The sequence below is a fragment of the Streptococcus parasanguinis genome (assembly GCF_001073155.1).
GTDB classification, from domain to species: Bacteria; Bacillota; Bacilli; order Lactobacillales; family Streptococcaceae; genus Streptococcus; species Streptococcus parasanguinis_D.
On record NZ_JVEE01000044.1, the window covers coordinates 94,604 to 117,817 of the forward strand.

General features: G+C 41.8%; 27 protein-coding genes, 1 tRNA gene, 1 other RNA gene and 1 pseudogene. 11 read left to right on the forward strand and 19 right to left on the reverse strand.

The annotated features are described in order from the left end of the window. The first annotated feature begins 9 nt into the window (after nucleotides 1-9). From ADH92_RS08115 to tpx, 4 genes are all read left to right on the forward strand, one after another. Nucleotides 10-732, forward strand: a complete 723-nt coding sequence (locus ADH92_RS08115) for a metal ABC transporter ATP-binding protein (RefSeq protein WP_023919584.1) — start codon at nucleotides 10-12, stop codon at nucleotides 730-732. Next, nucleotides 729-1,571, forward strand: coding sequence for a metal ABC transporter permease (locus ADH92_RS08120; protein ID WP_003004302.1), 843 nt, complete (start codon nucleotides 729-731; stop codon nucleotides 1,569-1,571). The genes ADH92_RS08115 and ADH92_RS08120 overlap by 4 nt, the downstream gene beginning before the upstream one ends. 11 nt (nucleotides 1,572-1,582) lie before the next feature. Next, the gene (fimA, locus tag ADH92_RS08125; protein ID WP_049498077.1) at nucleotides 1,583-2,512 is read left to right on the forward strand and encodes a metal ABC transporter substrate-binding lipoprotein/fibrin-binding adhesin FimA; all 930 of its coding nucleotides are present in this window, start codon (nucleotides 1,583-1,585) and stop codon (nucleotides 2,510-2,512) included. Between the two features lie 78 nt (nucleotides 2,513-2,590). Continuing rightward, nucleotides 2,591-3,085, forward strand: a complete 495-nt coding sequence (gene tpx, locus ADH92_RS08130) for a thiol peroxidase (RefSeq protein ID WP_021154333.1) — start codon at nucleotides 2,591-2,593, stop codon at nucleotides 3,083-3,085. 34 nt (nucleotides 3,086-3,119) lie between these two features. On the opposite strand, the gene ADH92_RS08135 is transcribed toward tpx, so the two are convergent. Next, the gene (locus tag ADH92_RS08135) at nucleotides 3,120-4,145 is read right to left on the reverse strand and encodes a DUF3114 domain-containing protein (RefSeq protein WP_049498078.1); all 1,026 of its coding nucleotides are present in this window, start codon (nucleotides 4,143-4,145) and stop codon (nucleotides 3,120-3,122) included. A 124-nt stretch (nucleotides 4,146-4,269) separates the two neighbouring features. Here ADH92_RS08135 and ADH92_RS08140 point away from each other — a divergent pair, with 124 nt between their 5' ends. Then, nucleotides 4,270-4,923, forward strand: coding sequence for a metal-dependent transcriptional regulator (locus ADH92_RS08140; protein ID WP_023919592.1), 654 nt, complete (start codon nucleotides 4,270-4,272; stop codon nucleotides 4,921-4,923). 21 nt (nucleotides 4,924-4,944) lie between these two features. Here ADH92_RS08140 and dtd read toward each other — a convergent pair whose 3' ends face one another. The 12 genes and pseudogenes from dtd to ADH92_RS08200 all read right to left on the reverse strand — a co-directional run bounded on the left by dtd (nucleotide 4,945) and on the right by ADH92_RS08200 (nucleotide 14,572). Then, nucleotides 4,945-5,388 carry a D-aminoacyl-tRNA deacylase gene (gene dtd, locus ADH92_RS08145; RefSeq protein ID WP_024054704.1) on the reverse strand — a complete coding sequence of 148 codons (444 nt, stop codon included), beginning with the start codon at nucleotides 5,386-5,388 and terminating at the stop codon, nucleotides 4,945-4,947. Nucleotides 5,389-5,665: 277 nt separating this feature from the next. After that, nucleotides 5,666-7,885, reverse strand: coding sequence for a RelA/SpoT family protein (locus tag ADH92_RS08150; protein WP_049498079.1), 2,220 nt, complete (start codon nucleotides 7,883-7,885; stop codon nucleotides 5,666-5,668). Nucleotides 7,886-7,968: 83 nt separating this feature from the next. Beyond that, complete coding sequence (locus tag ADH92_RS08155) at nucleotides 7,969-8,262, reverse strand: hypothetical protein (RefSeq protein WP_049498080.1); 294 nt, start codon at nucleotides 8,260-8,262, stop codon at nucleotides 7,969-7,971. Then, complete coding sequence (locus ADH92_RS08160) at nucleotides 8,249-8,638, reverse strand: hypothetical protein (RefSeq protein WP_049498081.1); 390 nt, start codon at nucleotides 8,636-8,638, stop codon at nucleotides 8,249-8,251. Before ADH92_RS08160 ends, ADH92_RS08155 begins: the two co-directional genes overlap by 14 nt. Nucleotides 8,639-8,641: 3 nt before the next feature. Next, nucleotides 8,642-9,958: a hypothetical protein gene (locus ADH92_RS08165; protein WP_049498082.1), complete on the reverse strand. Its 1,317-nt coding sequence runs from the start codon at nucleotides 9,956-9,958 to the stop codon at nucleotides 8,642-8,644. Nucleotides 9,959-9,963: 5 nt separating this feature from the next. Next, the gene (locus ADH92_RS08170) at nucleotides 9,964-10,356 is read right to left on the reverse strand and encodes a DUF1310 family protein (protein WP_049498092.1); all 393 of its coding nucleotides are present in this window, start codon (nucleotides 10,354-10,356) and stop codon (nucleotides 9,964-9,966) included. A 57-nt stretch (nucleotides 10,357-10,413) separates the two neighbouring features. Continuing rightward, nucleotides 10,414-10,806, reverse strand: a complete 393-nt coding sequence (locus ADH92_RS08175) for a DUF1310 family protein (protein ID WP_049498083.1) — start codon at nucleotides 10,804-10,806, stop codon at nucleotides 10,414-10,416. 93 nt (nucleotides 10,807-10,899) lie between these two features. Further along, entirely contained in the window at nucleotides 10,900-11,643 is a 744-nt protein-coding gene (locus ADH92_RS08180; RefSeq protein WP_049498084.1) for a 16S rRNA (uracil(1498)-N(3))-methyltransferase, read from the reverse strand. Between the two features lies 1 nt (nucleotide 11,644). Then, entirely contained in the window at nucleotides 11,645-12,595 is a 951-nt protein-coding gene (gene prmA, locus ADH92_RS08185; RefSeq protein WP_152904307.1) for a 50S ribosomal protein L11 methyltransferase, read from the reverse strand. A 137-nt stretch (nucleotides 12,596-12,732) separates the two neighbouring features. Next, complete coding sequence (locus ADH92_RS08190; protein WP_049498086.1) at nucleotides 12,733-13,206, reverse strand: GNAT family N-acetyltransferase; 474 nt, start codon at nucleotides 13,204-13,206, stop codon at nucleotides 12,733-12,735. A gap of 445 nt (nucleotides 13,207-13,651) precedes the next feature. Continuing rightward, nucleotides 13,652-14,089: pseudogene (locus ADH92_RS11445) on the reverse strand (NUDIX hydrolase); the annotation flags it as partial. Nucleotides 14,090-14,101: 12 nt separating this feature from the next. Next, nucleotides 14,102-14,572, reverse strand: coding sequence for a DUF3013 family protein (locus ADH92_RS08200; RefSeq protein WP_003014200.1), 471 nt, complete (start codon nucleotides 14,570-14,572; stop codon nucleotides 14,102-14,104). A 114-nt stretch (nucleotides 14,573-14,686) separates the two neighbouring features. Here ADH92_RS08200 and ADH92_RS08205 point away from each other — a divergent pair, with 114 nt between their 5' ends. The 3 genes from ADH92_RS08205 (at nucleotide 14,687) to ADH92_RS08210 (ending at nucleotide 16,295) form a co-directional block, all read left to right on the forward strand. Beyond that, nucleotides 14,687-15,958: a replication-associated recombination protein A gene (locus ADH92_RS08205; RefSeq protein WP_049498088.1), complete on the forward strand. Its 1,272-nt coding sequence runs from the start codon at nucleotides 14,687-14,689 to the stop codon at nucleotides 15,956-15,958. A 66-nt stretch (nucleotides 15,959-16,024) separates the two neighbouring features. After that, nucleotides 16,025-16,217, forward strand: a non-coding RNA gene (gene ssrS, locus ADH92_RS10400) — 6S RNA. Between the two features lie 5 nt (nucleotides 16,218-16,222). Beyond that, nucleotides 16,223-16,295: transfer RNA gene (locus ADH92_RS08210), tRNA-Lys, on the forward strand. 86 nt (nucleotides 16,296-16,381) lie between these two features. Here the strand turns inward: ADH92_RS08210 and ADH92_RS08215 are convergent. From ADH92_RS08215 to ADH92_RS11530, 4 genes are read right to left on the reverse strand one after another with little or no spacing between them, the layout of a single operon-like run. Then, nucleotides 16,382-17,521 carry a site-specific integrase gene (locus tag ADH92_RS08215; protein ID WP_048770538.1) on the reverse strand — a complete coding sequence of 380 codons (1,140 nt, stop codon included), beginning with the start codon at nucleotides 17,519-17,521 and terminating at the stop codon, nucleotides 16,382-16,384. Between the two features lies 1 nt (nucleotide 17,522). Beyond that, nucleotides 17,523-17,711, reverse strand: coding sequence for a DUF3173 domain-containing protein (locus ADH92_RS08220; protein ID WP_000369785.1), 189 nt, complete (start codon nucleotides 17,709-17,711; stop codon nucleotides 17,523-17,525). Beyond that, a complete protein-coding gene (locus tag ADH92_RS08225; protein ID WP_049498089.1) occupies nucleotides 17,701-18,699 on the reverse strand; it encodes a replication initiation protein in 999 nt (332 codons plus the stop codon). The genes ADH92_RS08220 and ADH92_RS08225 overlap by 11 nt, the downstream gene beginning before the upstream one ends. Nucleotides 18,700-18,744: 45 nt before the next feature. After that, nucleotides 18,745-18,927, reverse strand: coding sequence for a hypothetical protein (locus ADH92_RS11530; protein ID WP_046164674.1), 183 nt, complete (start codon nucleotides 18,925-18,927; stop codon nucleotides 18,745-18,747). Nucleotides 18,928-19,140: 213 nt separating this feature from the next. On the opposite strand from ADH92_RS11530, the gene ADH92_RS08235 reads away from it, so the two are divergent. From ADH92_RS08235 to ADH92_RS08245, 3 genes are all read left to right on the forward strand, one after another. Further along, nucleotides 19,141-19,653, forward strand: coding sequence for a helix-turn-helix domain-containing protein (locus ADH92_RS08235; protein WP_003004059.1), 513 nt, complete (start codon nucleotides 19,141-19,143; stop codon nucleotides 19,651-19,653). 218 nt (nucleotides 19,654-19,871) lie between these two features. Next, nucleotides 19,872-20,387 (forward strand): HdeD family acid-resistance protein, encoded by a 516-nt coding sequence (locus ADH92_RS08240; protein WP_003004261.1) that lies wholly within the window; start codon nucleotides 19,872-19,874, stop codon nucleotides 20,385-20,387. Between the two features lie 610 nt (nucleotides 20,388-20,997). Then, nucleotides 20,998-21,531 carry a hypothetical protein gene (locus ADH92_RS08245; protein ID WP_049474411.1) on the forward strand — a complete coding sequence of 178 codons (534 nt, stop codon included), beginning with the start codon at nucleotides 20,998-21,000 and terminating at the stop codon, nucleotides 21,529-21,531. 135 nt (nucleotides 21,532-21,666) lie between these two features. Here ADH92_RS08245 and ADH92_RS08250 read toward each other — a convergent pair whose 3' ends face one another. Next, a complete protein-coding gene (locus ADH92_RS08250) occupies nucleotides 21,667-22,374 on the reverse strand; it encodes a hypothetical protein (protein ID WP_049498090.1) in 708 nt (235 codons plus the stop codon). After that, the gene (locus tag ADH92_RS08255; protein WP_049498091.1) at nucleotides 22,371-23,051 is read right to left on the reverse strand and encodes an ABC transporter ATP-binding protein; all 681 of its coding nucleotides are present in this window, start codon (nucleotides 23,049-23,051) and stop codon (nucleotides 22,371-22,373) included. Before ADH92_RS08255 ends, ADH92_RS08250 begins: the two co-directional genes overlap by 4 nt. Nucleotides 23,052-23,214 lie beyond the last annotated feature (163 nt).

Below are 23,214 nucleotides of genomic sequence, written 5' to 3' on the forward strand. Positions count from 1 at the left end.
AGCAAAATCATGATTCAAATTGAACATCTCAGTGTTGCTTACCAGCAAACACTGGCCTTGGAGGATCTTTCCCTCACCATCCAGGGTCCAACCATCCTAGGCATTCTTGGCCCCAATGGGGCTGGAAAATCAACCCTAATCAAGGCCATGCTAGGACTTCTCCCTCATGCGGGAAAGGTCCAGCTCGATCAAAAAGATCTCAGCCAAGTTCTTCAACGGGTGGCCTACGTCGAACAGAAATCCGCTATTGATTTCCACTTTCCCATCACGGTGAGAGAGTGCATCTCACTGGGTCTTTATCCCCACCTTTCTATCTTCAAGAGAAAAAGCAAAGAAGATCTCCAAAAAGTGGAAAATGCCTTGAAACTTGTCAATCTTCTTGATCTAGCGGATCGCCAGATCGGCCAGCTTTCAGGAGGGCAATTCCAACGGGTGCTGATCGCCCGCTGCTTGGTCCAAGAAGCGGATGTCATTTTTTTGGATGAGCCCTTCGCAGGGATTGACTCTGTCAGCGAAGACATCATCATGCAGACCCTCCAGACCTTGAAACAAGAAGGCAAGACCATTCTGATCGTCCATCACGACCTCAGCAAGGTCCCAGCTTATTTCGACCAGGTCCTCCTCCTTCATCGTAAACTGATTGCATTTGGGAAAACAGAGGAAACCTTTACCAAAGAAAATCTGCATGCAGCCTATGGGCATGAACTCTTTATAGGAGGTGGCGTCGGATGATTACAGAATTTATCGATGGATTACAGCAATTCCACTTCTTACAGAATGCCCTGATCACAGCCATCGCCATCGGGATTGTCGCTGGAGCCGTTGGATGCTTCATTATTTTAAGAGGCATGTCTCTCATGGGAGACGCTATCTCACACGCAGTTCTTCCTGGTGTGGCTCTCTCCTTTATCCTGGGCATCAATTTCTTTATTGGCGCTATTGTCTTTGGCCTCCTGGCGTCCGTCCTTATCACCTATATCAAGAGCAACTCCATCATCAAGAGCGACACTGCAATTGGGATTACCTTTTCTTCTTTCCTCGCCTTAGGAGTCATCCTGATTGGAGTCGCTAAAAGTTCCACCGACCTTTTCCACATCCTCTTTGGGAATATCTTGGCCGTCCAAGACCGGGATATGTGGATAACCATCGGTGTTGGTGCTGCGGTCTTGCTGGTGATTGTCCTACTCTTTCGACCCTTACTGCTCACATCTTTTGATCCTGTTCTGGCTCAATCCATGGGCGTCCGGGTCAAGGTCTATCACTACCTCCTTATGGTGCTCTTGACCTTGGTTTCTGTCACTGCTATGCAGAGTGTCGGAACCATTCTCATCGTCGCCATGCTCATTACACCCGCTGCGACGGCCTATCTCTATACCAATAGTCTCTGGTCCATGATGCTCCTTTCATCCGGATTAGGTGCTCTTGCATCCATCCTGGGACTCTTTATTGGCTATAGCTTAAACATCGCCGTCGGGTCTTGTATTGTCCTCACTTCTGCTGTCTTCTTTCTCATCAGCTTCTTTATCGCTCCTAAGCAGAGAAAGAATAAGCACGCTCTTTCATCTCATTAAAGGAGAAACACATGAAAAAAACCGCTTCTATCCTCGCCCTCTTTGTGGCGCTCTTATTTGGTCTGTTGGCCTGTAGCAAAGGCTCTTCTTCTGGAGCTTCTGGTAAATTGAAAGTGGTCACCACCAATTCAATCCTTGCAGATATAACTAAAAATATTGCTGAGGATAAGATCGATCTGCACAGTATCGTTCCTGTCGGCAAAGATCCTCACGAATACGAACCGCTTCCAGAAGATGTCAAAAAGACTTCGCAAGCAGACCTCATCTTCTACAACGGGATCAACCTCGAAACCGGTGGCAATGCTTGGTTTACTAAATTGGTCAAAAATGCCAATAAAGTTGAAAACAAAGACTATTTCGCAGCTAGCGACGGAGTCGACGTCATCTACTTGGAAGGCCAAAACCAAGCTGGAAAAGAAGACCCTCACGCTTGGCTCAATCTCGAAAACGGGATACTCTACGCTAAAAACATTGCCAAACAATTGATCGCAAAAGATCCCAAAAACAAGGACTTCTACGAAAAAAATCTAGCTGCCTATACTGAAAAACTCAGCAAGCTCGACCAAGAAGCCAAACAAGCATTCAATAACATCCCAGAAGAGAAAAAGATGATTGTGACCAGCGAAGGCTGTTTCAAGTACTTCTCAAAAGCCTATGGCGTCCCATCTGCCTATATCTGGGAAATCAATACGGAAGAAGAAGGCACACCTGACCAAATCAAAACGCTGGTAGAAAAGCTCCGGCAAACCAAGGTACCAGCCCTCTTTGTCGAATCCAGTGTCGATGAACGCCCTATGAAAACTGTCTCTAAGGATACCAATATCCCGATCTATGCAAAGATCTTCACTGATTCTATTGCCAAAGAAGGAGAAAAGGGCGATAGCTACTACAGCATGATGAAGTGGAACTTAGACAAGATCGCAGAAGGATTGAGTCAGTAGACCATTCAGATTTCTAAACAAATCAGTAGCTCTTCCCCCTTCATTGATGTACAATGAAAAGAAAAAAGGAGTCTTTTTATGGCAACATTTTTAGGAAACCCTGTGACCTTTACCGGATCTCAACTTCAAGTAGGGGAAATGGCCCATGATTTTTCATTGATCACTCCAGCTCTTGAGAAGAAATCTTTAGCTGATTTTGCTGGCAAGAAAAAAGTCCTCAGCATTATCCCATCCATCGACACAGGTATCTGTTCGATGCAAACACGTCACTTCAATCAAACCTTATCGGATATGGAAGACACTGTCGTCTTGACGGTCTCTGTCGACCTTCCTTTTGCTCAAGGTAAATGGTGCGCTGCTGAAGGGCTCGACAATGCCATCATGCTCTCAGACTACTACGACCATTCCTTCGGGGAAGCATACGGCCTCTTGATCAATGAATGGCACCTACTCGCACGCGCTGTCTTGGTCTTAGATGCGGATAACAAGGTTACTTACGTTGAATACCTAGACAATATCAACAGCGAACCAAATTACGACGCTGCAATCGAAGCCGTCAATGCGCTTGGATAAATGAAAAAAGAGGTCTGCGACCTCTTTTCCATTGCTATAAAATCCGATGAAGTCCATTCTGTAGGAGGACGCGCCAGCGTAAGCGAGGGATGCCTCTGAGGAAACTCCGCACGCGCTGTGCCACTTGTTGCTTGTAGCTCTTGCCTCCTTGTGCAAAGACCCCTTTTCGACTCCAGTAGCCTTCGACACTGCGATCATTTTTAGGGGCTAGATAGCGAACACCTTGACGATAAAGGACCTGCTTCCGAAAGGCTGGGTCCCAAGCTTTGACGGGGTCAATATCTAAGTCCTTATGGGTCCGTCCCCTAGCCAGCCCGTAGTTAAAACTAGCCCCATTGACAATGCCATTTTCAGAAACTTCTACTGGATCGACTTCATTGAGAAAACGCCCGGCTTGATCGAGAATATACTCCGTATGAAAATTTAACAAGACCTTGAAATTGACTTGTTGGGAGGCCCCTGATGGATAATGAAGGTGACCATCTGGCCCTAGGGAGATCTTATTGTGAAGGCGGGCAGCCGCATAAGCATCCACCGTGACCGCTCTAGCCTTTTGTATGTAAGCTTGTAAGGCCTCCTCGTCAGTCTGTCCAGCTCTGGCCTTATGCGTCCGAACCCATTGGGCTTGGTAACTTGAAAGTAGGTAGCGTAACTGGTGAACCTGGCGTTTCAAGAGCTGATCTCCCGACTGATCTGCTAAGGGATCCTTTTCAAAGGCGATTTGCACGACGTGTGAAAAAGCCTTCCAAAAGTCGGAACCTGGCGGACAATCTGGAGCCATCCTACTCAGAAGAAAGGCTGTTTCTTCACAAGTTCCGGACAGGTCACTTGGCATAAGAAGAATTTTCATGACTCCCCTCAGTAAGTCTTGGGCAGCCGTTTCCGTTAGATCTTTGATCTCTTGAAACCACATATTTTGAAACAGAGGACTGGCAAAGAAAAAGACAGACTGGTATTGTTCTTGGTAGGCTTGTGGATCTTTCAATCCCTGCAAGTGCTTCTCTAGATAGGCTAAACTACTCTCTCTCCAGCCTAATCTCACTAATTCCCGTCTGTTCATAGTGCCGTCCTTTCTATGCTTCTATACTACCATCTTTTGGAGCTTGAGACAATTCTCATTACTCCACTAGCGTTTTTGAAGAGATTTTTGATATACTAGAAGTGAGCGAAGAAAAGAGGAAAGCATGACACCAAACAAAGAAGATTACCTCAAGTGCATTTATGAAATTGGCACAGAAGTAGAAAAAATTAGCAACAAGGAAATCGCGAGTCGCATGCAGGTCTCTCCACCCGCTGTGACCGAGATGATTAAGCGCATGATCTCAGAGGGTCTCTTGGTGAAGGACAAGTCTCGTGGGTATTTGCTAACGGATCTAGGATCGCAGTTGGTCTCTGATCTCTACCGCAAGCACCGCTTGATCGAAGTATTTCTTCTGGAAAAACTTGACTATACAACTGAAGAAGTCCATGAAGAGGCAGAAGTTCTCGAGCATACCGTTTCTGAACATTTCATTGACCAGCTGGATCACATGCTTGGAACTCCTAAGACCTGCCCTCACGGTGGGACAATTCCAAAGAAAGGCGAAAGGCTTGTCGAAGCCTACCAAGACCGTCTCAGCGAAGCGACCCAACCTGGTCTGTATATTCTGCAAAGGGTCCATGACACCTATGAATTGCTAAAATTCTTAGACCAGATCCATCTCCAGATTGGGAATACTATCGCGTTTCAACGGTATGATGACTACACAGGCCTCTATCACTTAATCATCCATGGACAAGAAATTTCTATCAACCAAGTGATCGCCCAACAACTCTATATCGAAAAACATGCAGTCTAAACCGACTGCATGTTTTCTTACTTATGGATTTTTTGTATCTAACAAAATCGTCACTGGACCATCATTGATCAATTCAATCGCCATATCGGCCCCAAAGATCCCTCGTTTGACAGGGACTTCTTTTTCTAATTGATCATTAAAGGCATCATATAACTGACTGGCCATATCTGGCTTGGCAGCCCCTGTAAAAGCAGGACGGTTGCCTTTTTTGGTATCCGCAAAGAGGGTAAATTGAGAGATCGACAAGATTTCCCCTTGGATATCTTTGACCGAAAGATTCATCTTATCTTCCTCATCTGAGAAAATACGCATCTGCGATACCTTGCGGACCGCATAATCTAAATCTTTCTGATCGTCATCTGGCCCGACACCCACTAAGAGCAGCAAGCCTTGCTGGATCGCATTGTAGACTTGACCATCAATGGAAACCGAGGCACTCTTGACCCGTTGAATCACTAATTTCATTTTATTATCCTATTATATAAATCTATCGAGCATTCACTGCTGACCTTGAATAAACATCGACCTCAGAGACGACGAGCCACCAAGCAATAAAAGATAACTGAGCACGTCCTAGCTTCTTCAAAGAAAATCGACCTCAGACAAGGCAGTGAGACGCAGGCATACTATCTGAAAAGTAAAGGCTGTTCAGTTGCTTTTAGTGCGAGGCAGCGAGACGAAGACAGTACTTAAGTACGGCGAGGCGAGCTAACGAAGCAATAAAAGATAACTGAGCAGCCGACTAGCCGTTGGTACGCTTAACAGAGTACACCTCCGGCACACTCTTAATCTTATCCACAACTGTTGTCAACATAGACAAGTTTGGAATCCCAAAGGAAATGTGGATATTGGCAAATTTCATGTCTTTGGTTGGTTGGGCATTGACGGTTGAGACCATCTTAGCTGTATTGGAGAGGACTTGGAGCACATCGTTCAGAAGACCTGCACGGTTGAGTCCGTATATATCGATGTGAGCGATATAGTCTTTGGTCGTGTTGTTATCTTCCCACTCGACATCGATCAAGCGTTGCTCGTAGTTGTCTTGAGCTCGGAGATTCATACAGTCCTGACGGTGAATCGCAACACCGCGTCCTTTGGTGATGTAGCCGACGATTTCATCACCTGGAACTGGATTACAACACTTAGCAATCCGAATCAAGAGCCCAGAAGCACCTTGGATAACCACGCCACCTTCGTGACGGACCTTCAAGGTGTCTTTTTTATTTTCAACCTTGACCTCGCCACCTTTGACTAGCTCTTCTGCTTCTGCGCGTGCCTTAGCCCGTTCTTCTTCCCGGCGTTCATCCTCCGTCAAGCGGTTAAAGATGGTAATAGCCCCAATCTCTCCAAAACCAATCGCCGCAAACAAGGCTTCTTCTGTCTTATAGCTTGATTTTTGTAGCACTTTGTCCATGTGCTTTTTGTCCATGAACTTATTGGCTACCAAGTCATGCTCGTGGAATTGGGCCATCAAGAGGTCACGACCCCGGTTAATAGATAATTCCTTATCTTGATTTTTAAAGAATTGACGAATCTTGTTGCGCGCCTTGCTGGTTTTGACAAGGGTCAGCCAGTCACGGCTCGGACCAAAGGAGTTGGCATTGGTGATAATCTCCACCTGGTCTCCCGTCCGAAGTTTGGTATTGAGGGGCACCATCCGGCCGTTAACCTTGGCACCAATCGCTTTTTCCCCAACCTTGGTGTGGATTTCATAGGCAAAATCGATCGGTCCGGAATCTTTCGGAAGCGAGCGCACGGTTCCATCTGGTGTGAAGACGTAAATTTCTTCTGCCAGGATGTCTTCTTTTACATTTTCAACAAATTCTTTGGCATCGCCTGACTGGTCTTGGAGTTCCATCATCTCCTTGATCCAATTCATTCCAATGGCCGATTCCTTACTGTTGACTTGACCCTTGATCCCTTTTTTATAGGCCCAGTGAGCCGCAACCCCATACTCAGCAACCTCATGCATTTCCTCGGTTCGGATCTGGAATTCAATCGGTCCTTTAGGGCCATATACAGTCGTATGGATAGACTGATAGCCATTGGCCTTCCGGTTGGCAATATAGTCCTTAAAACGCCCTGGCATTGGCTTCCAGAGCTCATGGATGTAGCCTAGCATAGCATAGACATCGCTTGGAGTGTCCAGGATACAGCGGATGGCAATCAAGTCATAGATTTCATCAAAGCGTTTCTTTTTATCCTGCATTTTGCGATAGATCGAATAGATATGCTTTGGTCGACCATAAATTTTCCCATGCAAATGACGTTCCCCAGCATAGGTCTCAATCTTGTGGACAACCTCTTCGACCAACTCTTCTCGCTCGCGACGTTTTTCCTTCATCATATGCGAAATCTTGTAGAATTCGACTTCATTCAGATAACGGAAGGACAAATCCTCAAGCTCCCACTTGACGCTGGAAATCCCGAGACGGTGGGCTAGCGGTGCATAGATCTCCATGGTCTCACGCGAAATGCGCTCTTGTTTATCCTTGCGCAAATGCTTGAGGGTACGCATATTATGCAAGCGGTCTGCCAATTTGACCAAAATGACACGGATATCTTGAGACATGGCCATGAGCATCTTGCGATGGTTTTCCGCCAACTGCTCTTCATGGGACTTGTACTTGACCTTCCCGAGCTTGGTCACCCCATCGACAATCACGCGCACATCATGACCAAATTCGCGCTCTAAATCATCTAAAGTCGCATCCGTATCTTCTACGACATCATGCAAAAAGCCGCAGGCGACTGTCACAGCATCCAGTTTCAGCTTGGCAAGGATTCCTGCCACTTGAATCGGGTGAATGATATAAGGCTCGCCAGACTGACGGAATTGCCCATTATGGCAATCAACCGCATAGACCAAAGCCTTTTGCACAAAAGCAACATCTTCAGGTGATAAATATTTTTTTGTAAGGGCAACGACTTGGTCCCCTGTTAAATTCTCTTCTTTCGGCATGTATTTTCTCCAGTTTCTTGGATACTATTTTAACACTTTTAGAAGCAGATGGGAACCAATGAAGCTACTTTAATATACGGATACTACTTTGTCTTACAAAACTCTTGCAAAGCGCTTAACTCCAATTTTTTTCTTCCAACCCCTTCTTTAACAGAGTTTGAAAATTTTCCAGCCAAATCCGAATCAATAGTTCCAATAACCTGATCTAGAGAACTTTCAAGTTCTGTTAAACTAGATGAAATTCTTTTTTTAATGCTTTTTTGGTCAACAGTTGCCTTTGTTAAGGCTATTTTCCCCATAAATTTAACACTAAGAAGAGCTGCCATAAAACGCTTATCTTCGTATGTTAAATCATTTGTAAGATCAATTTTCGACATACATATCCTTTCGTAATTTTGCAATCTCATTCGCATATTTTTCAGAGGCTACCTGTAATTCTTTTTGTTTTAACTGATGCGCTTCCTCAATATGAGCTAGTTCGTGATAGTGCTCTACATTCAATTCTTCATAAACATCTGATAATTCCCGATAATAATCCGATAAAATTTCCGTATTACCCATCGTCTTAGAGAAATATCCGACTTCCTCTTCCATCATTTCAATGTTTTGTTTTGTAAAACAATACTGATCATGGATATGATTCATTCTTTTCTCTAGTTCTTTCATCTCCATTTTTAATTCTTCTTCAGTACCATTCCATTTTTCTTCTACTTCTCTAATCGCATTAATGTATTCAATCTCTTTATTGCCCATTATTTACCATTGCAATTGAAGTTGGCTTGCCAGAGCAACATCCGTGCCTATTACAGTTGCAATTCCTTTCGCTATGTCTGTTGATAGACTAAAAATACTTTCTTTTATTTTTAGAGTATCTTTTTTAATTTTTTCTAATTCTGTGATGCGATTCGTCTCAATCGTTTCTTTTGTTGCACCAATTTGAGCAAGTGCGCTTATGATATCACTTTCTGTGCAACGGGTTCCTAATACAGTTGAACGGCAAGAAATTAATAATGTCTCCCAGGTTCCTTTTATATCTGCAATACCGAAATCACAGACAGCTAAAATATAATCAGAGGCTATGAGAGCAAATTCCTTCAGCGACTCCACTATTCCCATTGCCTGAGTCGTATCCATGAAAATAAGGTCACTTCCAGAAAGTCCACTCTTTTTCCAAGACTCCAATGCTTGTTTCTTTAACTGCAGTTGTTCTTTTGTCTGCTTTATTCGAGCTAACCGATAGTCATCTAAACTCTCTTCTTTGACGTTCAAGTAGCCAGCCTTGTAGTCGTAGCCACCCCACATATGTTGTTTTCCTAAATTGCCTGCATCCTTACTGTCAATCCGAACAAGTGTTCCAACAACTCCTTCATTACCCTCTTCAGAATGTTCCCATGTGACCAAGTCACGCTTGTCTATAAAATTAAAAATTTTATATTTAATCTTATCGACCTGTTTCTTTTCTGCATCACTTAACTGTGGATAAAGGTTGGGCGCTTCATATATATAAGCCCCATCAATTCTATCTAAATATTTATCCTCTAAAGAACCCAGTGAAGATTGGAGATTTAAGCCCCCTAAAGAATGGGCAAAAAATTTGAAACGCGCATTCGGATATCGATCCATTGCTGCTTTTACTTCTTTCGAAGCCGCATCAAGCTGGGAAATTTTCCCAGTTTTTATCCCAAGTCTTTTAGCCATTGATATTTGTAATGCAGTCGGGGCATCGGTGAGCACCCAATCATCTACGGCCCCCATGAAATTTTTATCAAATTTAGCTTCCGATCCCTCAAACAAAATTGTTACTTCATGCACATCTTCTGGTCTGGTTTCATGAGTGATTTTTTTATCTGTCACAATATATCCATTTAAACCAGATAGAGCTCCTTGAAACCGTGCTTTCAAGTCTTCGAGAGAGGAAACCATATCCTCTTCTGGTGCCTGTCCAAAAACTTCAGAAACATAGCCTATTGTTTTTTCTTTTTCTCCATCACTCTCAATACTAACCTCTTTCCCAACATTAAATTTTGAGTACTCTTTCCACGCAATCCTATTTTTTTCTCGATCGGTATACATTCCCTTTACTCCTCCATCAATTTTTGAAGACCTTCAGAGGCATCCATCCCCACGGATTCAATCGGACCGTTTTTACTAGTCTTCCACAATCCTACGCTACCAGTTATCTCTTTATCTCCATTTATAGTCACATCAAACATAATCCCCCCCATCGGATTGTGTTCGATCGTCTTGTCATCAATCTCATAGGAGCGGATCTTGCCTTTTTCTGTAAGCGCATTAGGATCTTTCAATTTCAGATCATGCTCAATCAACTTTTCCACTTCCTTACTATGCACGATCTGAACCATTTCATGTTGAAATTCAAGATGGTTTTTTACAAGTAAACCTACCCATATCAAAATTCCTAATAGCAACACTCCAAATATATAACGACAATTTTTTATTTTTGGTTTCATCTCCATCATCATAAATTCCTAGTCGTATCGCTTTACATTATTTAGTTTTCAATTTTATTACTCTTCCATAAGTTCTTGAAACCCTACAGAAGTACTCATCCCTACAGATCTAATCGGTCCATCTTCACTACGCTTCCTCAATCCCATACTTCCAGTTATTTCTTTATCTCCATTTATTATCACCTCAAACATAATCCCTCCCATTGGATTGTGTTCGATCGTTTCATCATCAATTTTATACGATTGAATTTTTCCTGTTTCTGTAAACGCGTCCGGATCTTCCTGTTTCAAATCATGTACAATTAACTCTTTCACTTCCTCACTATGTACAATTCGGATCATTTCTTGTTGGAAATCTAGATGATCCTTTACTTTTGACCCAACCCAGATCAAGAGTCCAACAACTATCACAGAAAATATCAAACGTCGTCTATTCTCTTTTTTATTCATATGAATCCTCTCCTTACTTTTATAATTCGTAAAAATTTTTGAAAATAGAAGATTTTTGTAAAAAAAAACTAACGAAGCGATTCCTTCACTTCGTTAGTTCATTAATTCTGTGACAACACTCACTGCGCTAAGAGCGTAGAGTGGAGCTGTTTCTGCTCGAAGGATGCGAGGCCCAAGCCCTGCTAACACCGCTCCTTTAGCTGTAAAACTTTCAATTTCTGCAGGGGAGAGGCCTCCCTCTGGCCCAAAGATAAAGAGCAATTTGCTTCCAGCTTCCAATCCGGTCAGAGACTGAAGTAAAGCTGCTGATTCACCTTCTTTGGCAGACTCTTCATAGGCCACCACGATGCGGTCAAACTGGTCCAGTTGAGCCAGAAAGTCTGCCTTTTTCTCAAAAAGGGTAATACTTGGGACCAGATTGCGTTTGCTTTGCTCGGCTGCTCCAAGGGCGATTTTTTCTAGTTTTTCGACCTTCTTGCCCAATTTTTTGCCATCCCACTTAGCGACTGACCAGTCCGCAGGGAAGGCCCAGATTTGGCTAGCACCGAGTTCGGTTACTTTCTGAGTGATGAACTCGAGCTTGTCTCCCTTGGGAAATCCTGATGCGATGGTCACTTGAACTGGCAGTTCCACATTGTCTGCTAATTCCTCGATTAGCTCTAACTGACGGGATTCTACATTGACCACGCGCGCCAAGCGCTTGATCCCATCATCAAAGACCAAAATCACCTCATCATCTTCTTTCAGGCGCATAACCTGAAACATGTGCTTGCTGGTTTCCTTGTCCTCTATGGTGACAGGTGAGCTAGCCAAACCTTTTACAAAATACTGCTGCATGCTAGCCTCCAATCACACCGGAGACATCCTTGGTCTTCTTGAAGACGCAGGCATTCCATTCCCCTTGGATCATGTGGGTTTCAAGGAAAAATCCAGCTGACTCAGCCGACTCACGCACCATGTCCCACTTGTCCTTGATAATGCCACTCATGATCAGGTAACCTTCGTCCTTGACCAAACGATAAGCATCCTCTGTCAGATGGATAAGGATATCCGCCAAGATGTTGGCCACGATGACATCTGCCTCAATCTCCACACCCTTGAGCAAATCGCCTGGGGCTACATGGATGTTTTCCATGCCCGGATTGAGCTCAATATTTTCCTGAGCGACGCGAACCGCTACATCATCCAAGTCATAGGCAAAGATTTCCTTGGCACCGAGAAGGGAGCTGGCAATGGAAAGGACGCCTGATCCTGTCCCCACATCTAGCACTGTCTCCCCGCCACGAAGGACTTGCTCCAAGGCGAAGAGGCTCATTTTGGTTGTTGGGTGGGTTCCTGTTCCAAAGGCCATACCAGGATCCAGCTTGATAATCTTTTCTCCAGCAGTTGCCTCATAGTCTGTCCATGATGGCACGATGGTCAAGTCATGAGTGATGCGAGCTGGTTCATAGTATTTCTTCCAGTTGTCTGCCCAGTCTTCCTCAGCCAAGGCAGTCGTCCCCATCTTGACCTCTCCTAAATCCATAAAGTCAGTCAATTCTGCGAGCCGAGTCTGCAAGTCCGCTTCAACCGCTGCTACATCAACCGTTTCCGGGTAGTAGGCTGTCACCACGATTTCTTCTTGCTGCTCGACATCAGGAAAAATCTCACCGAAGCGGTCCACATTGCCCACATAGTCCATGCTGTCCTCGATTGCAACCCCTTGGGCCCCTAATTCAATCAAGAGGTTAGAGACCAACTCCTCCCCCTCACGTTTCACTGTAACTTTTAACTCTTGCCATGTTTCCATCATTAAGATACCAAGCCCGTAAAACACAAAGCCAAAATAGGAAACTCTCTGAAGACACTTGTGTCTAAGAGAAGTTTATCTTTTTGGCACCGTGTTTAGGGCGGGTTCAGTTTAGAAATTTAACCGAACCATCCTTTCTATTTCTCTATCAATTTTTTCATGTAGACCATATCCATGCCTTCTTTTTCAGGCTCGATATGGGTTTGATGGTAGCCATTCTTCTCGTAAAAGGCGACCATGCCTGCATCCTGTAACACCGTACACAAATCCCATTGTCTAACGGTTGAAAATTCCTCTTCTAGCAATCGCAATCCTTCAGATCCATATCCTTTTCCCTGATACGGAGGCAGAATCGCTGCGGTCCCCAACCAAGCTTCCGTTAACTCTTCATTGGTATGAATTCGTAAAAAACCAATCTTCTCTTCGTCTTCTTTCACAAAGTAGTAATAGCTATAGGGACGCTCAACTAATTTCCATTTGATTCGCTCGCGATCTTCTAGATAGGGATCATATTCATCTTGGTATTTGTCATAGACCGCCTTAAAACTGGCTCTTTGAATGGCAATAATGGTTTCTAAATCCTCTGCTCCTGCTCGTTCTAGTCTAATCATAGTTTTCCTCGCATAATTTTATTTTTTGCCATGAACTAAAGTTCTAAAATCCATCAGATATTTTCTAGTCTTCCTTACATTCCTTCAGCACATCTGCATAATATCTTTTCATCGCCTTGTGAAGTTGTCTCTTGTATCGACCAATCTTATGGTAATGGACTGAAAGATATGTCGGTATGAATAAAACAACAAACAATACTAAAAAAACCAAGGCCAAAACAACATCATCTAGTCTTCTAAAATTTCCCCCAGCAACCATGATTGGAAAGAAGAAGATCATAAAAATAACGATTAGTTTTGCTATAAAAAATGCTTCTTCTTTCCGCTCTCTCATCCTTAAAAAATCTTTATAGATGGCCGTAGCTTCTTCTCTGCTGTATTGCCCATTCTCTAACTTTCTTTTGACATCCTTATCCAAACTTGTCGTGGTTAAAACAGGCCCGTCTATATTTTCCTCCACATAATCACGTACTCGTTCTTGCAACTGCGGAACAACCCGATCTGAAGTTAAAAACTCTTCAAAGCTCACTAACTTATAGCCCTGTCCCTCATCTCCAAAGTCGATGCGGTCAAACTCTTCTTGGGCTAGATTGCCAACTAGAAAAACAAACTGTTTCTTCTCATCCAAGATGCCAGGATAGATCCCAGACCAGATGACGTCATCTTTCGACAGTTGGATGTTCAATTCCTCATAAACCTCACGCGCCACACACTCAAAAGGTGTCTCATTTCCTTCCCGACCACCACCTGGCAAGTCCCACATATTGGGGTATGGAATCGTTTCTTTATCATCGCGCAAGATGGTCAAAATTTGCCCCTCACAAATCAAGGCAATTTTACAACCCGTAAATTCGAATCGTGCTTCTAAGCAATCCTCAAGCATGAGCTTTCCCTCCTAGTATCTCGGATAAGGATAAAAGGTGCTTTCTTCTAGGCCAACTTTGCCTTCTTCAAAAACTTCTTGGTTCCAGACGATCTCAAAGCTCTCTGCTTCTTCGTCTGCTAAGAAATCCATGAGCTCATCCAAGGCCAGCTCAGCTGTATCTCTAAGGAAAGTCGCAAAATAGGCTAGAAACTCACGAGACAAGCCTTTTTTAGGCTCATAAGGAATCGCTGTTAAATAGGCATCTTCCTCCACATGAGACTTGGCTGGATTGTAGAAGATAACGGCTTCTTCAAAGAAAATATCCTCATCAGATTCTTCGCCAGCTTCATCAACCAGGGCAACCCCTCCCGTATTCTGTGCTTCCAAGAGAAAAGCCACTTCTACCGCATGGTTTTTCTTATCCCAATTGATCTCAAAATCAAAAGGAAAAACCTTGTCCATCTCCTCTTCTAAAACATCCAAAAATCCGTATTTAGACATAGCGTCCTCTTTCTAATTTCCCACTCTTAGAGCGGAATATGATACAATAGTTACTACAATCTTACCATAAAAACCGCCTCTTTGAAAGGAGACAAAGCTAGAAAGGAGAAGGAAATGCCCGACAATCTCGCACTCCGTATGCGACCACGAACGATCGATCAAGTCATCGGTCAACAGCACCTGGTCGGAGAAGGCAAAATCATCCGCCGTATGGTGGAGGCCAATCGTCTATCCTCTATGATTCTCTATGGACCTCCGGGGATCGGAAAGACCAGTATTGCTTCTGCGATCGCAGGAACGACCAAGTATGCCTTTCGGACCTTTAATGCAACGGTTGACAGTAAAAAACGCCTCCAAGAAATCGCAGAGGAGGCCAAATTTTCTGGTGGCTTAGTCCTTCTTTTGGACGAAATCCATCGCCTTGATAAAACCAAGCAAGATTTTCTCCTGCCTTTGCTCGAAAGCGGTCTGGTCATCATGATCGGTGCAACGACTGAAAATCCCTTTTTCTCTGTCACACCCGCTATTCGTAGCCGCGTACAAATCTTTGAGCTGGAACCTTTGACGATGGAGGAGGTCAAGCAAGCTCTAAAAACGGCGCTAGATGATCCCGAGCGTGGCTTTGATTTTCCAGTCGTGCTCGATGAGGACGCTTTGGATTTCATCGCTACTTCGACCAATGGAGATCTTCGTTCCGCCTTTAATTCTCTCGATCTGGCGGTACTGTCGACCTCTGAAAATGCAGAAGGAATTCGCCATATTACGCTAGAGATCATGGAAAACAGCCTCCAGCGCAGCTACATCACTATGGACAAAGATGGAGACGGCCACTACGACGTGCTCTCTGCTCTGCAAAAATCTATCCGTGGTTCGGATGTCGATGCTAGTCTCCACTATGCCGCTCGTTTGATCGAAGCCGGAGATCTACCCAGTCTAGCTCGTCGCTTGACTGTCATTGCTTATGAGGATATCGGTCTGGCCAATCCAGATGCGCAGATTCATACCGTAACAGCCCTTCAAGCCGCTGAGCGCATCGGCTTTCCCGAGGCCCGCATTCTTATCGCCAACATCGTCATCGATCTAGCCCTTTCGCCTAAATCCAACTCAGCCTACGTTGCCATGGACAAGGCGCTGGCTGATCTTAGAAGTTCTGGCAACCTTCCTATTCCTCGCCACCTCCGCGATGGTCATTATGCTGGAAGCAAGGAACTGGGAAATGCGCAAAACTATAAATATCCCCACAACTACCCTGGCAACTGGGTCAATCAGGACTACCTGCCAGACAAGCTCAAACACGCGTCCTACTTTATTCCCAATGAAAACGGCAAATACGAGCGTGCTCTTGGAGCCACCAAGGAGAAGATTGATCAACTTAAGAAAAAGTGACATCGGTTTCAAAAAATTGAGATTTTCCCTTGAAATATTTTCAAAATGTGGTATCATATACATATAGAAACGCTGTGGTGTACGACTTCACACTTAAGTGTTGACCGACTATTTTTTGTATTATTAGGGAAACAAAAGACTTCTGGCAGTATGCAGGCCGTTTCACGCGGAAGCAGCTAAGTCAGAGCGAGTTGCCCACCTGCTTAATTGCGCGGGTTCAATACAAATCGTGAAGTTTCGGCACCAATACAGCTTTTTATATTTGCCTCCTTAGCTCAGTTGGTAGAGCAGTAGACTCTTAATCTATGGGTCACAGGTTCGAGCCCTGTAGGGGGCATCTAAATCAACAGGAAAAAGCCTTGATTTAAAAGGCTTTTTTGCTTGTCTATAACTGATTTGCCCCATCATTTGCCCCACATTTTTTTATGAGCAATCTTTCCATACATCTCTGATTTGATTAAATTCCTCAAAAATTTTCTCTTCTAAAGTGTGTCCATATACTTCTACCAACATTGAAATATCTCTATGCCCTAGAATTTTTGCAATAACTCCAAGGTCAAACCCTTTGTGCCAGAGGTAGCTTCCATAGGTGTGACGTGCTCCTTTTGTCGTGATAATTGGATAAATGTCCAACTCATTTAAGAGAACACTCAAAGCTTTATTGACGCTTGCAATATCTGGAACTGAATGAATATATCCAAAATGTTGAAAGATCATTCGATATCGATTTTTGATTCCTAACTCCATGTTTGCTCTTTCTTGCTCCGTTTGTAAAAGGCGCAAAATTTTGATACACTCTTCGTCTATTGGAACCATCCGAATAGACGTTTTATTTTTTGGTGGAACAAACTTATGAGAGAGAGTATTATACCTCCTGTATGTTTTTAACAATCCTCTGTCAAAATCAACCTCATTCCAAGTTAACGCTACTAACTCTCCAAACCTCATGCCTGTTTTTAATAGAAAATAGACGATATAAGGAACAATTGAACGTTGGTAATCGAATTTTCTCTTTACTGCTAAAAGTAAATCCAGATAGTCCTTTTCTGTATGTAAATATTTCTCTTCTGTCATCTGTTGTTCTTTGGATGAAAACAACTCGACATGTTGTGTAAAATCATCTATTAGAACTTTGTCAGCAATTGCCATTTGGATGCTCTGATGAATCCCCGTATTCAATCTACCAAGAAAATTTCTACCAACTGTTTGCCCATACTTATTCATAATTCTTTGGTATTCACTCGCACGAATTTGAGTGACTTTTTTATTTCCAAATAATCTTTCAATTGTGTTTTTACGGAGAAGATATTTTTTCTTTGTTTCTTCCGACCTACTACTTGGTAAAATTTTTAGTTCAAGCCATTCTTGATATAGATCGGCAAGAGAAATATCTCTAGAAATTCTTTTTCCTAAACGAAGTTCTTGCAGAATCGGTTCAGCTTCTGACTCTGCAAGTTTTTTTGTTTTAAAACCGCTATTATGAGCAACAGTTTTTCCTTCGTTACGAATTTCATAGGTCCATAAATTACTATCTCCTCGCTTTCGGTAACGAACACTTGCCATATTACGCCACCTCTGTTCCTAGAATCTCATTTACAACACTTTTTGGAACAACCATCAAACGTTTGCGATTATAAAATGTATAACCTCGTGATACAAGTAATTCTCTTGCCTGATGAATGATATCATTCGCTGTATGAGGGCGATAGCCCATTTCAATTAATTCTTTGTTACTAATTAAATTATTGTCCATAGTTATCCTCCTTATTTTTTTCTAAATTCAGAAACTCACCTACAAGTAGTTGTAATTCTGAATTTAATTTAGGGAGATTCTGTATTAATACTTCTTTTAATTCTTCCGCAAATTGGTTCGTTTCTTCTCTCAATAGTTTGCGGACTCTTGTTTTTTTCTTTTTGATACTGTCTGATTTTAAATTTGGAAAAGCCAATGATAACAGTTCAGGATTGTTGAGAAAGATAATTGTAAATGCTCTTTGATCCACTCGAATATGTTCTAGCTTATAAAATCCGAAATTATCAAGTCGATTCATAATATCTTGGACCATCTCCTCACCAATCGCTTTGGTCCTGAGTTGGAACTCCAGTCTCCACCAAAACGGATTTACAGCCAAATCTAGCTTCTCTTCGCGCTTATGAGCAATGATTTCTTTATTCTTATCATATAACCTAACTTGTACATTACTACCGCTAGAACCCCAATATTTCGTCTCTAATTCGCCCCCTCTACCATAGAAGACCTTATGGGTAACACCACCTTTAATATGTTGCAAATTAACGATTTCAGGATTGTTGAAAATGTCAAATGCCAAATCAAAACGTGACAAACGTACCGTCAATGAATTCAATCTGGCAAAGTACATTAATTGCCTCCAAACTTTCATTCCATCAAATTCTTTTAAAGTATTAGGATTGAAATCAATTCGAATCAATTGTTCTCCTCCATAAGTGGATAATTGGAAAAATATAATATTGATTGAATCATACTCATTAAAATCCTTAGCTAAAGTAAAGACATCATCTCGCACGTTATCATGTATTTCAAATGAGTCAACTCTTGTACTTATTGCCTGTTTCAGATTTTTGAAAATTCGTCTTAGGGAACCAGTGTCTGTATCCCAGATAACCGTTAATCTATCAATACTGACATCTAACCTCTGTACTAATTCTCCTATTTCACATCGTTCTTGAATGCTTCTTAAATCTTGTATAGAAACCAACAAAATTGTCCCCCCTTCTTTTAGATTTTTTAGGCCTCAGAAACACCGTCAAATCAACGTTTGCTCGTTCCGTCGTTCTTTGGACGTTGTCCTAAGTGTACCTTTTTGCTGGCTGTTAGAATAGCCAGCTTTTGCTTGGCTAGAAATTGTCTGGACGGCAGCCTGCAGGACTTCGCCTGACTTCCCGTCAGGCTCGTCCCTTGCCCTTGCCCACACAATTTCTAGCTCCAAGGCTTCGAATAGTCATCAGTCATAGTCATAGTCTCGTCCTCAAATTCCTCCTCACTCACTATTCCTAAACACATGAATTATTTGTATCATTTATAACTTATTTGTAAGTTATAAATATATTTTATAAAAAATATTTGGAGCAGTCAACTAAAAACTTGATTTGTAAGTTTATAGATGATAGAATAAGTTTAAAATACAACATAGGAGTTTATCATGACCTTTATTATTCAAAATTTTGGACCCAATTTGGCACGACTACGCATAGAAAAAGGAGTGAGTCAAACTCAACTTGCGGAAGATTTAGGAATCGGTAAACAATCCATCTCTGATTACGAAAAACAAAAAAGCTATCCTACCTTTGCAAATTTAGATAAGATAGCAGAATATTTTAATGCAACTCCAACTCAACTTTTTGGAACTAGTAAAGAGATTGAATTAGAAAAGAGTGTTCTTGAATCGAATGAATACTCTGATAAAGTAAGTGAGATCTTAAAGGCTGTCAAATACATCGAACATTTTCTAGAAACTGATGGACAGTACTTAGAGGATTTACTTTACTTAACAAGAGGCAACCAACTATACACAGAAGATGGAGATGAGTTGTATATTGATCCAACTTCTCAGAAAAGAACACTTCATAACCAATATGAACCTGGTTTTATTGAAGCAAGGGATAAATCTCCACTAGAACTCTTAATTGAAAATAAGGAATTGTTTGATAAATAGAAAAAGCGAGGATAACCTCGCTTCAGATTGAAGTTAAAATCTTTAGAAGACACTTTTATAAGGACTTTGTCTTCAATCTGTGAAAAGGAGTGAAAACTCCTTTTCTTTTTGTAAGTCAGACTGAAACTTCCAAATTGTTTATTTATTTTATTGACATTTTCTATAAAAATAAGTACAATAGTTTTATTAGCAAACTATACTATATAGGGGGTATTGAAATGAAATTTTCTAATCGTTTACTGCTATTCCTTGCAGGAGTTGTTTTTGTCCTTTTAGGACTTTTCCTATTTACAAACCCAGTAGCTAATCTTGTTGCTTACAGCTGGTGGATTTCATTTGGTTTACTGGTTTCTTCTATAGCAGCTATTTTAGGCTATTTCTCTGCACCAAAAGAGCTTCGCTCACCTGTTTATCTTTTCCAAGGATTTGTTAGTCTTCTCTTAGCTCTTTACCTCGTTGCTTATGGCTTTGTGACCCTGCCGGTCGTCATTCCGACCATTGTAGGAATTTGGTTAATTGTAGAAGCCATTATTGCTTTCTTTAAAGGCAATCGTCTAAGATTGATTTTCCCTATTATTGGTAGCAATATCATGTGGGTAGCCTTGCTTGAATTTTTACTAGGTCTAGTGATTCTGTTCAATCCAGTGGCTACAGGTGTCTTTGTCGTTTATGTCATTGCCTTTTCATTTTTAGTTACTGGCTTCACCTACATTATTGAGGCCTTTCGTAAATAGTCTAGTTGCTATTTCTATCGCATTCAAAAAAGCTGGGAAATCATATTCTCAGCTTTTTCGTCTCTTTAATTATCACTTTTTCGCATTCCATTCTACGTAGAAATTTGTTTTTCCATTTTATTCTCCAATTTGATCTCGCACTGACATTTATTTATAACAAAACTATATATCTAGAATAGCATAATCATTAGGTATTATAGGTTTTCAAACAAAATACGAGTCATTCGTTTTTGCCCCGCTTTTGCCCCATTTTTAAATCCTGACATTGAAAATACCTAAAAGTATTTCCCTAAAATCAGCTATATTTCAACATTTTTGTTTATTTTCAATATGAAAAGTTCTTACAAATCCATGTAGGGGGCATTTTTTATGCACAAAAAGCCTTGAAATCCAAGGCTTTTTTGCTTGTCTTAAGAGTATTTAGATCACTTTTTTAGATACTATAATTTAGCGTACGAAGTTAAATCATTCTGCACCATTGTTATTCCATTTAAAATAAAAACCAGCTTTGAACCCTACCAAACATTTGACAGCTCTTCACCGAATCCGCTATGATAAGGGTACTTGAAATTCCGAGTTTTCATAGCATTTAAAATGTAAGGAGTCCAAAATGAAAATCTATTATTCAAAATATGTCGGTGGTGGCTATCTACTCTTTGCATCGGCTATATTCATTCAAATTTTCTTTCTTCTCTTACATGGATTGATCGACTTTTCTCAACTAAATCTTCTCACTGTGATTCCAACCGTCCTCTTTTTCGCTGCTATCTACGCAACAATTGCAGGCATCAAAAGACTGACTAGCCACAGAGTCTCCTTTGAATTCACCTTTGAAGGTATTGAGGTCTATCCCGGACTCTTCTTCTCAAAAGAAATCTTCATTCCCAAAGAAGAATTGTTGCGAGCATCGTATGTTGAAGTGGACGTCAGCGACCCTGATCATGTCAACAGCAAAGCTTGCTATTTAGATTTTAACCTCAGAGAAGTCACCCAGCTAGAAGATATTTCTAAGTCAAACATCATCATCAATACAAGCACCTTGAAATTGCGTCTCGCCCTTAGCCTCTGTCGATTTAGAGAGGAAGAAAAAGCCGAGTTAGCGACCTATCTAAAAGAAAACTACGGCATTGATTTTTTCTATTAGCATGTAATAAAAAAGCCCTCCATTAGAACTTTAGAATAGCAAGATCTTTCCAAGCACTTGAAGGAAGAGTACAGAAGAACCATTTTATAGCAAAGAAAAAGCCTTGAGTTGTTCTCAAGGCTTTTTTAACTGCTCTTAGTTCCCCATTTCCCCTTTGGGTACGAGCAGATAGAAAAATAGCAAATTCAATCCAAATACGGCAACAAAGAGCGCTAATTGGGTGACATCAATCGTTTGTTTCTCAGTCAAATCTTGGATTAGCTTTGTATAATAATAGCCTGGGAAAGCCCGTTGTAGCTTGCCAACTAAGTCCATAAATCCTCCACTTGCGCCAAGCGTATCAAAGGGAATAATGGTCATGGCTGCTAAAATAATAACTGGAAAGCCAATGGTATCAATCGTCTTGGCATCTACCCTCACCCCAAGTACAAAGCCAATCACACTAAAGTAGATCCCCATCAAGGATAAGAGGAAAAATTGTACCAACAGGCTAGTCGTCACTGGAAAGTGAAAACCTAGGACAGCAACTACTAGCACCGCTAAAAAGATCAAGCTGTTCAGAATCAGTTGTACGATGCTTTGATCCCATAAATAGTTCTTGACACTATAGCTTGTAAAGCGGGATTCAAAAGAATAAAACCCGATATCTGAGGCGATACGCTTACTAAAAGTTGCAAGGCTATTGCCAATGACCCCGATAAATACGGCAATGCCTAATAAAATACTTGGTGAAACCCCTTTTTGAAGCTGATAAAAGAAGATATACCAGCCTATGGGTAAAATAATGGTGAATAATACGAAGCGCTTATTTCGTAAAACTTGTTTTAATTGAATCTTTTTCATGCTTGTTCCCTTCCTTTATTCATCTCTTCTCGGAAATACTGCTCAATGGTTTGACCAGCCTGGTGAATGTCCTCAACAGCCTTTGTTGCAGCAATTCGACCCTCTTTTAAAATTAGGACTTTTGTAAAAAAGGCATCAATTTGGTTAAAATCATGGGTCACCACAACAGATGTAAACTCTTGCTGCTCCAGCAATTTCCAAAAATTATCCACTGCTTCCAAGTCCATGCCTGTCGTCGGCTCATCTAAAAAAATCAACTTTGGATGATTCAAAATGGTTAACAACAAGGACAAGCGTCTCTTTTGACCACCAGAAAGACTTCCCACCATCTGCTCTCTTGATTCTCTCAATTCGACCATTTCTAAGAGTCCATTGATATCAGCCTGCTTCTGCTGATTCATCCGGCTTTTTAATTCGACGAATTCAGCAACGGTTAGATCCTCGATGAGCAGATCCCCCTGAGGCATCATCCCAATTTCTCTTTGAAAATCAAGCGAAGTCTTTATCGTCCCCGAATCAGCCTGGAGTTGCCCTGCGATAATGTTGAACAGGGTGCTTTTACCTGCTCCATTATTTCCCATCAAGGCAATTTTGTCTCCTTCTTCTATCGAAAAAGACACCCCCTTTAATACAGCTTTCTCCTTAAATGATTTTGTAATAGATGCTACCTGAAACATACGATCCCTCTTTTCTTATTGATCTTGTGTCCATTATACGTCAAAGAGAAAGCCTTGGAGGCTCTCTGTCAGAATCGGTCAAAAAATCGTCGTGAATGGTCAAAAAAGAGGCTGGGACAAAAGTCCTAGCCTCTCAATTATTTTTGGATTGTCGAGCAAGACG

What these genes read in the sequence shown, in the direction of transcription:
- ADH92_RS08170 (WP_049498092.1), bottom strand. Translation starts at nt 10,356, where the DNA reads ATGAAACCAAAAATAAAAAATTGTCGTTATATATTTGGAGTGTTGCTA.
- ADH92_RS08140 (WP_023919592.1), top strand. Translation starts at nt 4,270, where the DNA reads ATGACACCAAACAAAGAAGATTACCTCAAGTGCATTTATGAAATTGGC.
- tpx (WP_021154333.1), top strand. Translation starts at nt 2,591, where the DNA reads ATGGCAACATTTTTAGGAAACCCTGTGACCTTTACCGGATCTCAACTT.
- ADH92_RS08135 (WP_049498078.1), bottom strand. Translation starts at nt 4,145, where the DNA reads ATGAACAGACGGGAATTAGTGAGATTAGGCTGGAGAGAGAGTAGTTTA.
- ADH92_RS08115 (WP_023919584.1), top strand. Translation starts at nt 10, where the DNA reads ATGATTCAAATTGAACATCTCAGTGTTGCTTACCAGCAAACACTGGCC.
- ADH92_RS08150 (WP_049498079.1), bottom strand. Translation starts at nt 7,885, where the DNA reads ATGCCGAAAGAAGAGAATTTAACAGGGGACCAAGTCGTTGCCCTTACA.
- ADH92_RS08240 (WP_003004261.1), top strand. Translation starts at nt 19,872, where the DNA reads ATGAAATTTTCTAATCGTTTACTGCTATTCCTTGCAGGAGTTGTTTTT.
- dtd (WP_024054704.1), bottom strand. Translation starts at nt 5,388, where the DNA reads ATGAAATTAGTGATTCAACGGGTCAAGAGTGCCTCGGTTTCCATTGAT.
- fimA (WP_049498077.1), top strand. Translation starts at nt 1,583, where the DNA reads ATGAAAAAAACCGCTTCTATCCTCGCCCTCTTTGTGGCGCTCTTATTT.
- ADH92_RS08165 (WP_049498082.1), bottom strand. Translation starts at nt 9,958, where the DNA reads ATGTATACCGATCGAGAAAAAAATAGGATTGCGTGGAAAGAGTACTCA.
- ADH92_RS08180 (WP_049498084.1), bottom strand. Translation starts at nt 11,643, where the DNA reads ATGCAGCAGTATTTTGTAAAAGGTTTGGCTAGCTCACCTGTCACCATA.
- ADH92_RS08175 (WP_049498083.1), bottom strand. Translation starts at nt 10,806, where the DNA reads ATGAATAAAAAAGAGAATAGACGACGTTTGATATTTTCTGTGATAGTT.
- ADH92_RS08220 (WP_000369785.1), bottom strand. Translation starts at nt 17,711, where the DNA reads ATGGACAATAATTTAATTAGTAACAAAGAATTAATTGAAATGGGCTAT.
- ADH92_RS08245 (WP_049474411.1), top strand. Translation starts at nt 20,998, where the DNA reads ATGAAAATCTATTATTCAAAATATGTCGGTGGTGGCTATCTACTCTTT.
- ADH92_RS08235 (WP_003004059.1), top strand. Translation starts at nt 19,141, where the DNA reads ATGACCTTTATTATTCAAAATTTTGGACCCAATTTGGCACGACTACGC.
- ADH92_RS08155 (WP_049498080.1), bottom strand. Translation starts at nt 8,262, where the DNA reads ATGTCGAAAATTGATCTTACAAATGATTTAACATACGAAGATAAGCGT.
- ADH92_RS08255 (WP_049498091.1), bottom strand. Translation starts at nt 23,051, where the DNA reads ATGTTTCAGGTAGCATCTATTACAAAATCATTTAAGGAGAAAGCTGTA.
- ADH92_RS08205 (WP_049498088.1), top strand. Translation starts at nt 14,687, where the DNA reads ATGCCCGACAATCTCGCACTCCGTATGCGACCACGAACGATCGATCAA.
- ADH92_RS08190 (WP_049498086.1), bottom strand. Translation starts at nt 13,206, where the DNA reads ATGATTAGACTAGAACGAGCAGGAGCAGAGGATTTAGAAACCATTATT.
- prmA (WP_152904307.1), bottom strand. Translation starts at nt 12,595, where the DNA reads ATGGAAACATGGCAAGAGTTAAAAGTTACAGTGAAACGTGAGGGGGAG.
- ADH92_RS08215 (WP_048770538.1), bottom strand. Translation starts at nt 17,521, where the DNA reads ATGGCAAGTGTTCGTTACCGAAAGCGAGGAGATAGTAATTTATGGACC.
- ADH92_RS08120 (WP_003004302.1), top strand. Translation starts at nt 729, where the DNA reads ATGATTACAGAATTTATCGATGGATTACAGCAATTCCACTTCTTACAG.
- ADH92_RS08200 (WP_003014200.1), bottom strand. Translation starts at nt 14,572, where the DNA reads ATGTCTAAATACGGATTTTTGGATGTTTTAGAAGAGGAGATGGACAAG.
- ADH92_RS08250 (WP_049498090.1), bottom strand. Translation starts at nt 22,374, where the DNA reads ATGAAAAAGATTCAATTAAAACAAGTTTTACGAAATAAGCGCTTCGTA.
- ADH92_RS08160 (WP_049498081.1), bottom strand. Translation starts at nt 8,638, where the DNA reads ATGGGCAATAAAGAGATTGAATACATTAATGCGATTAGAGAAGTAGAA.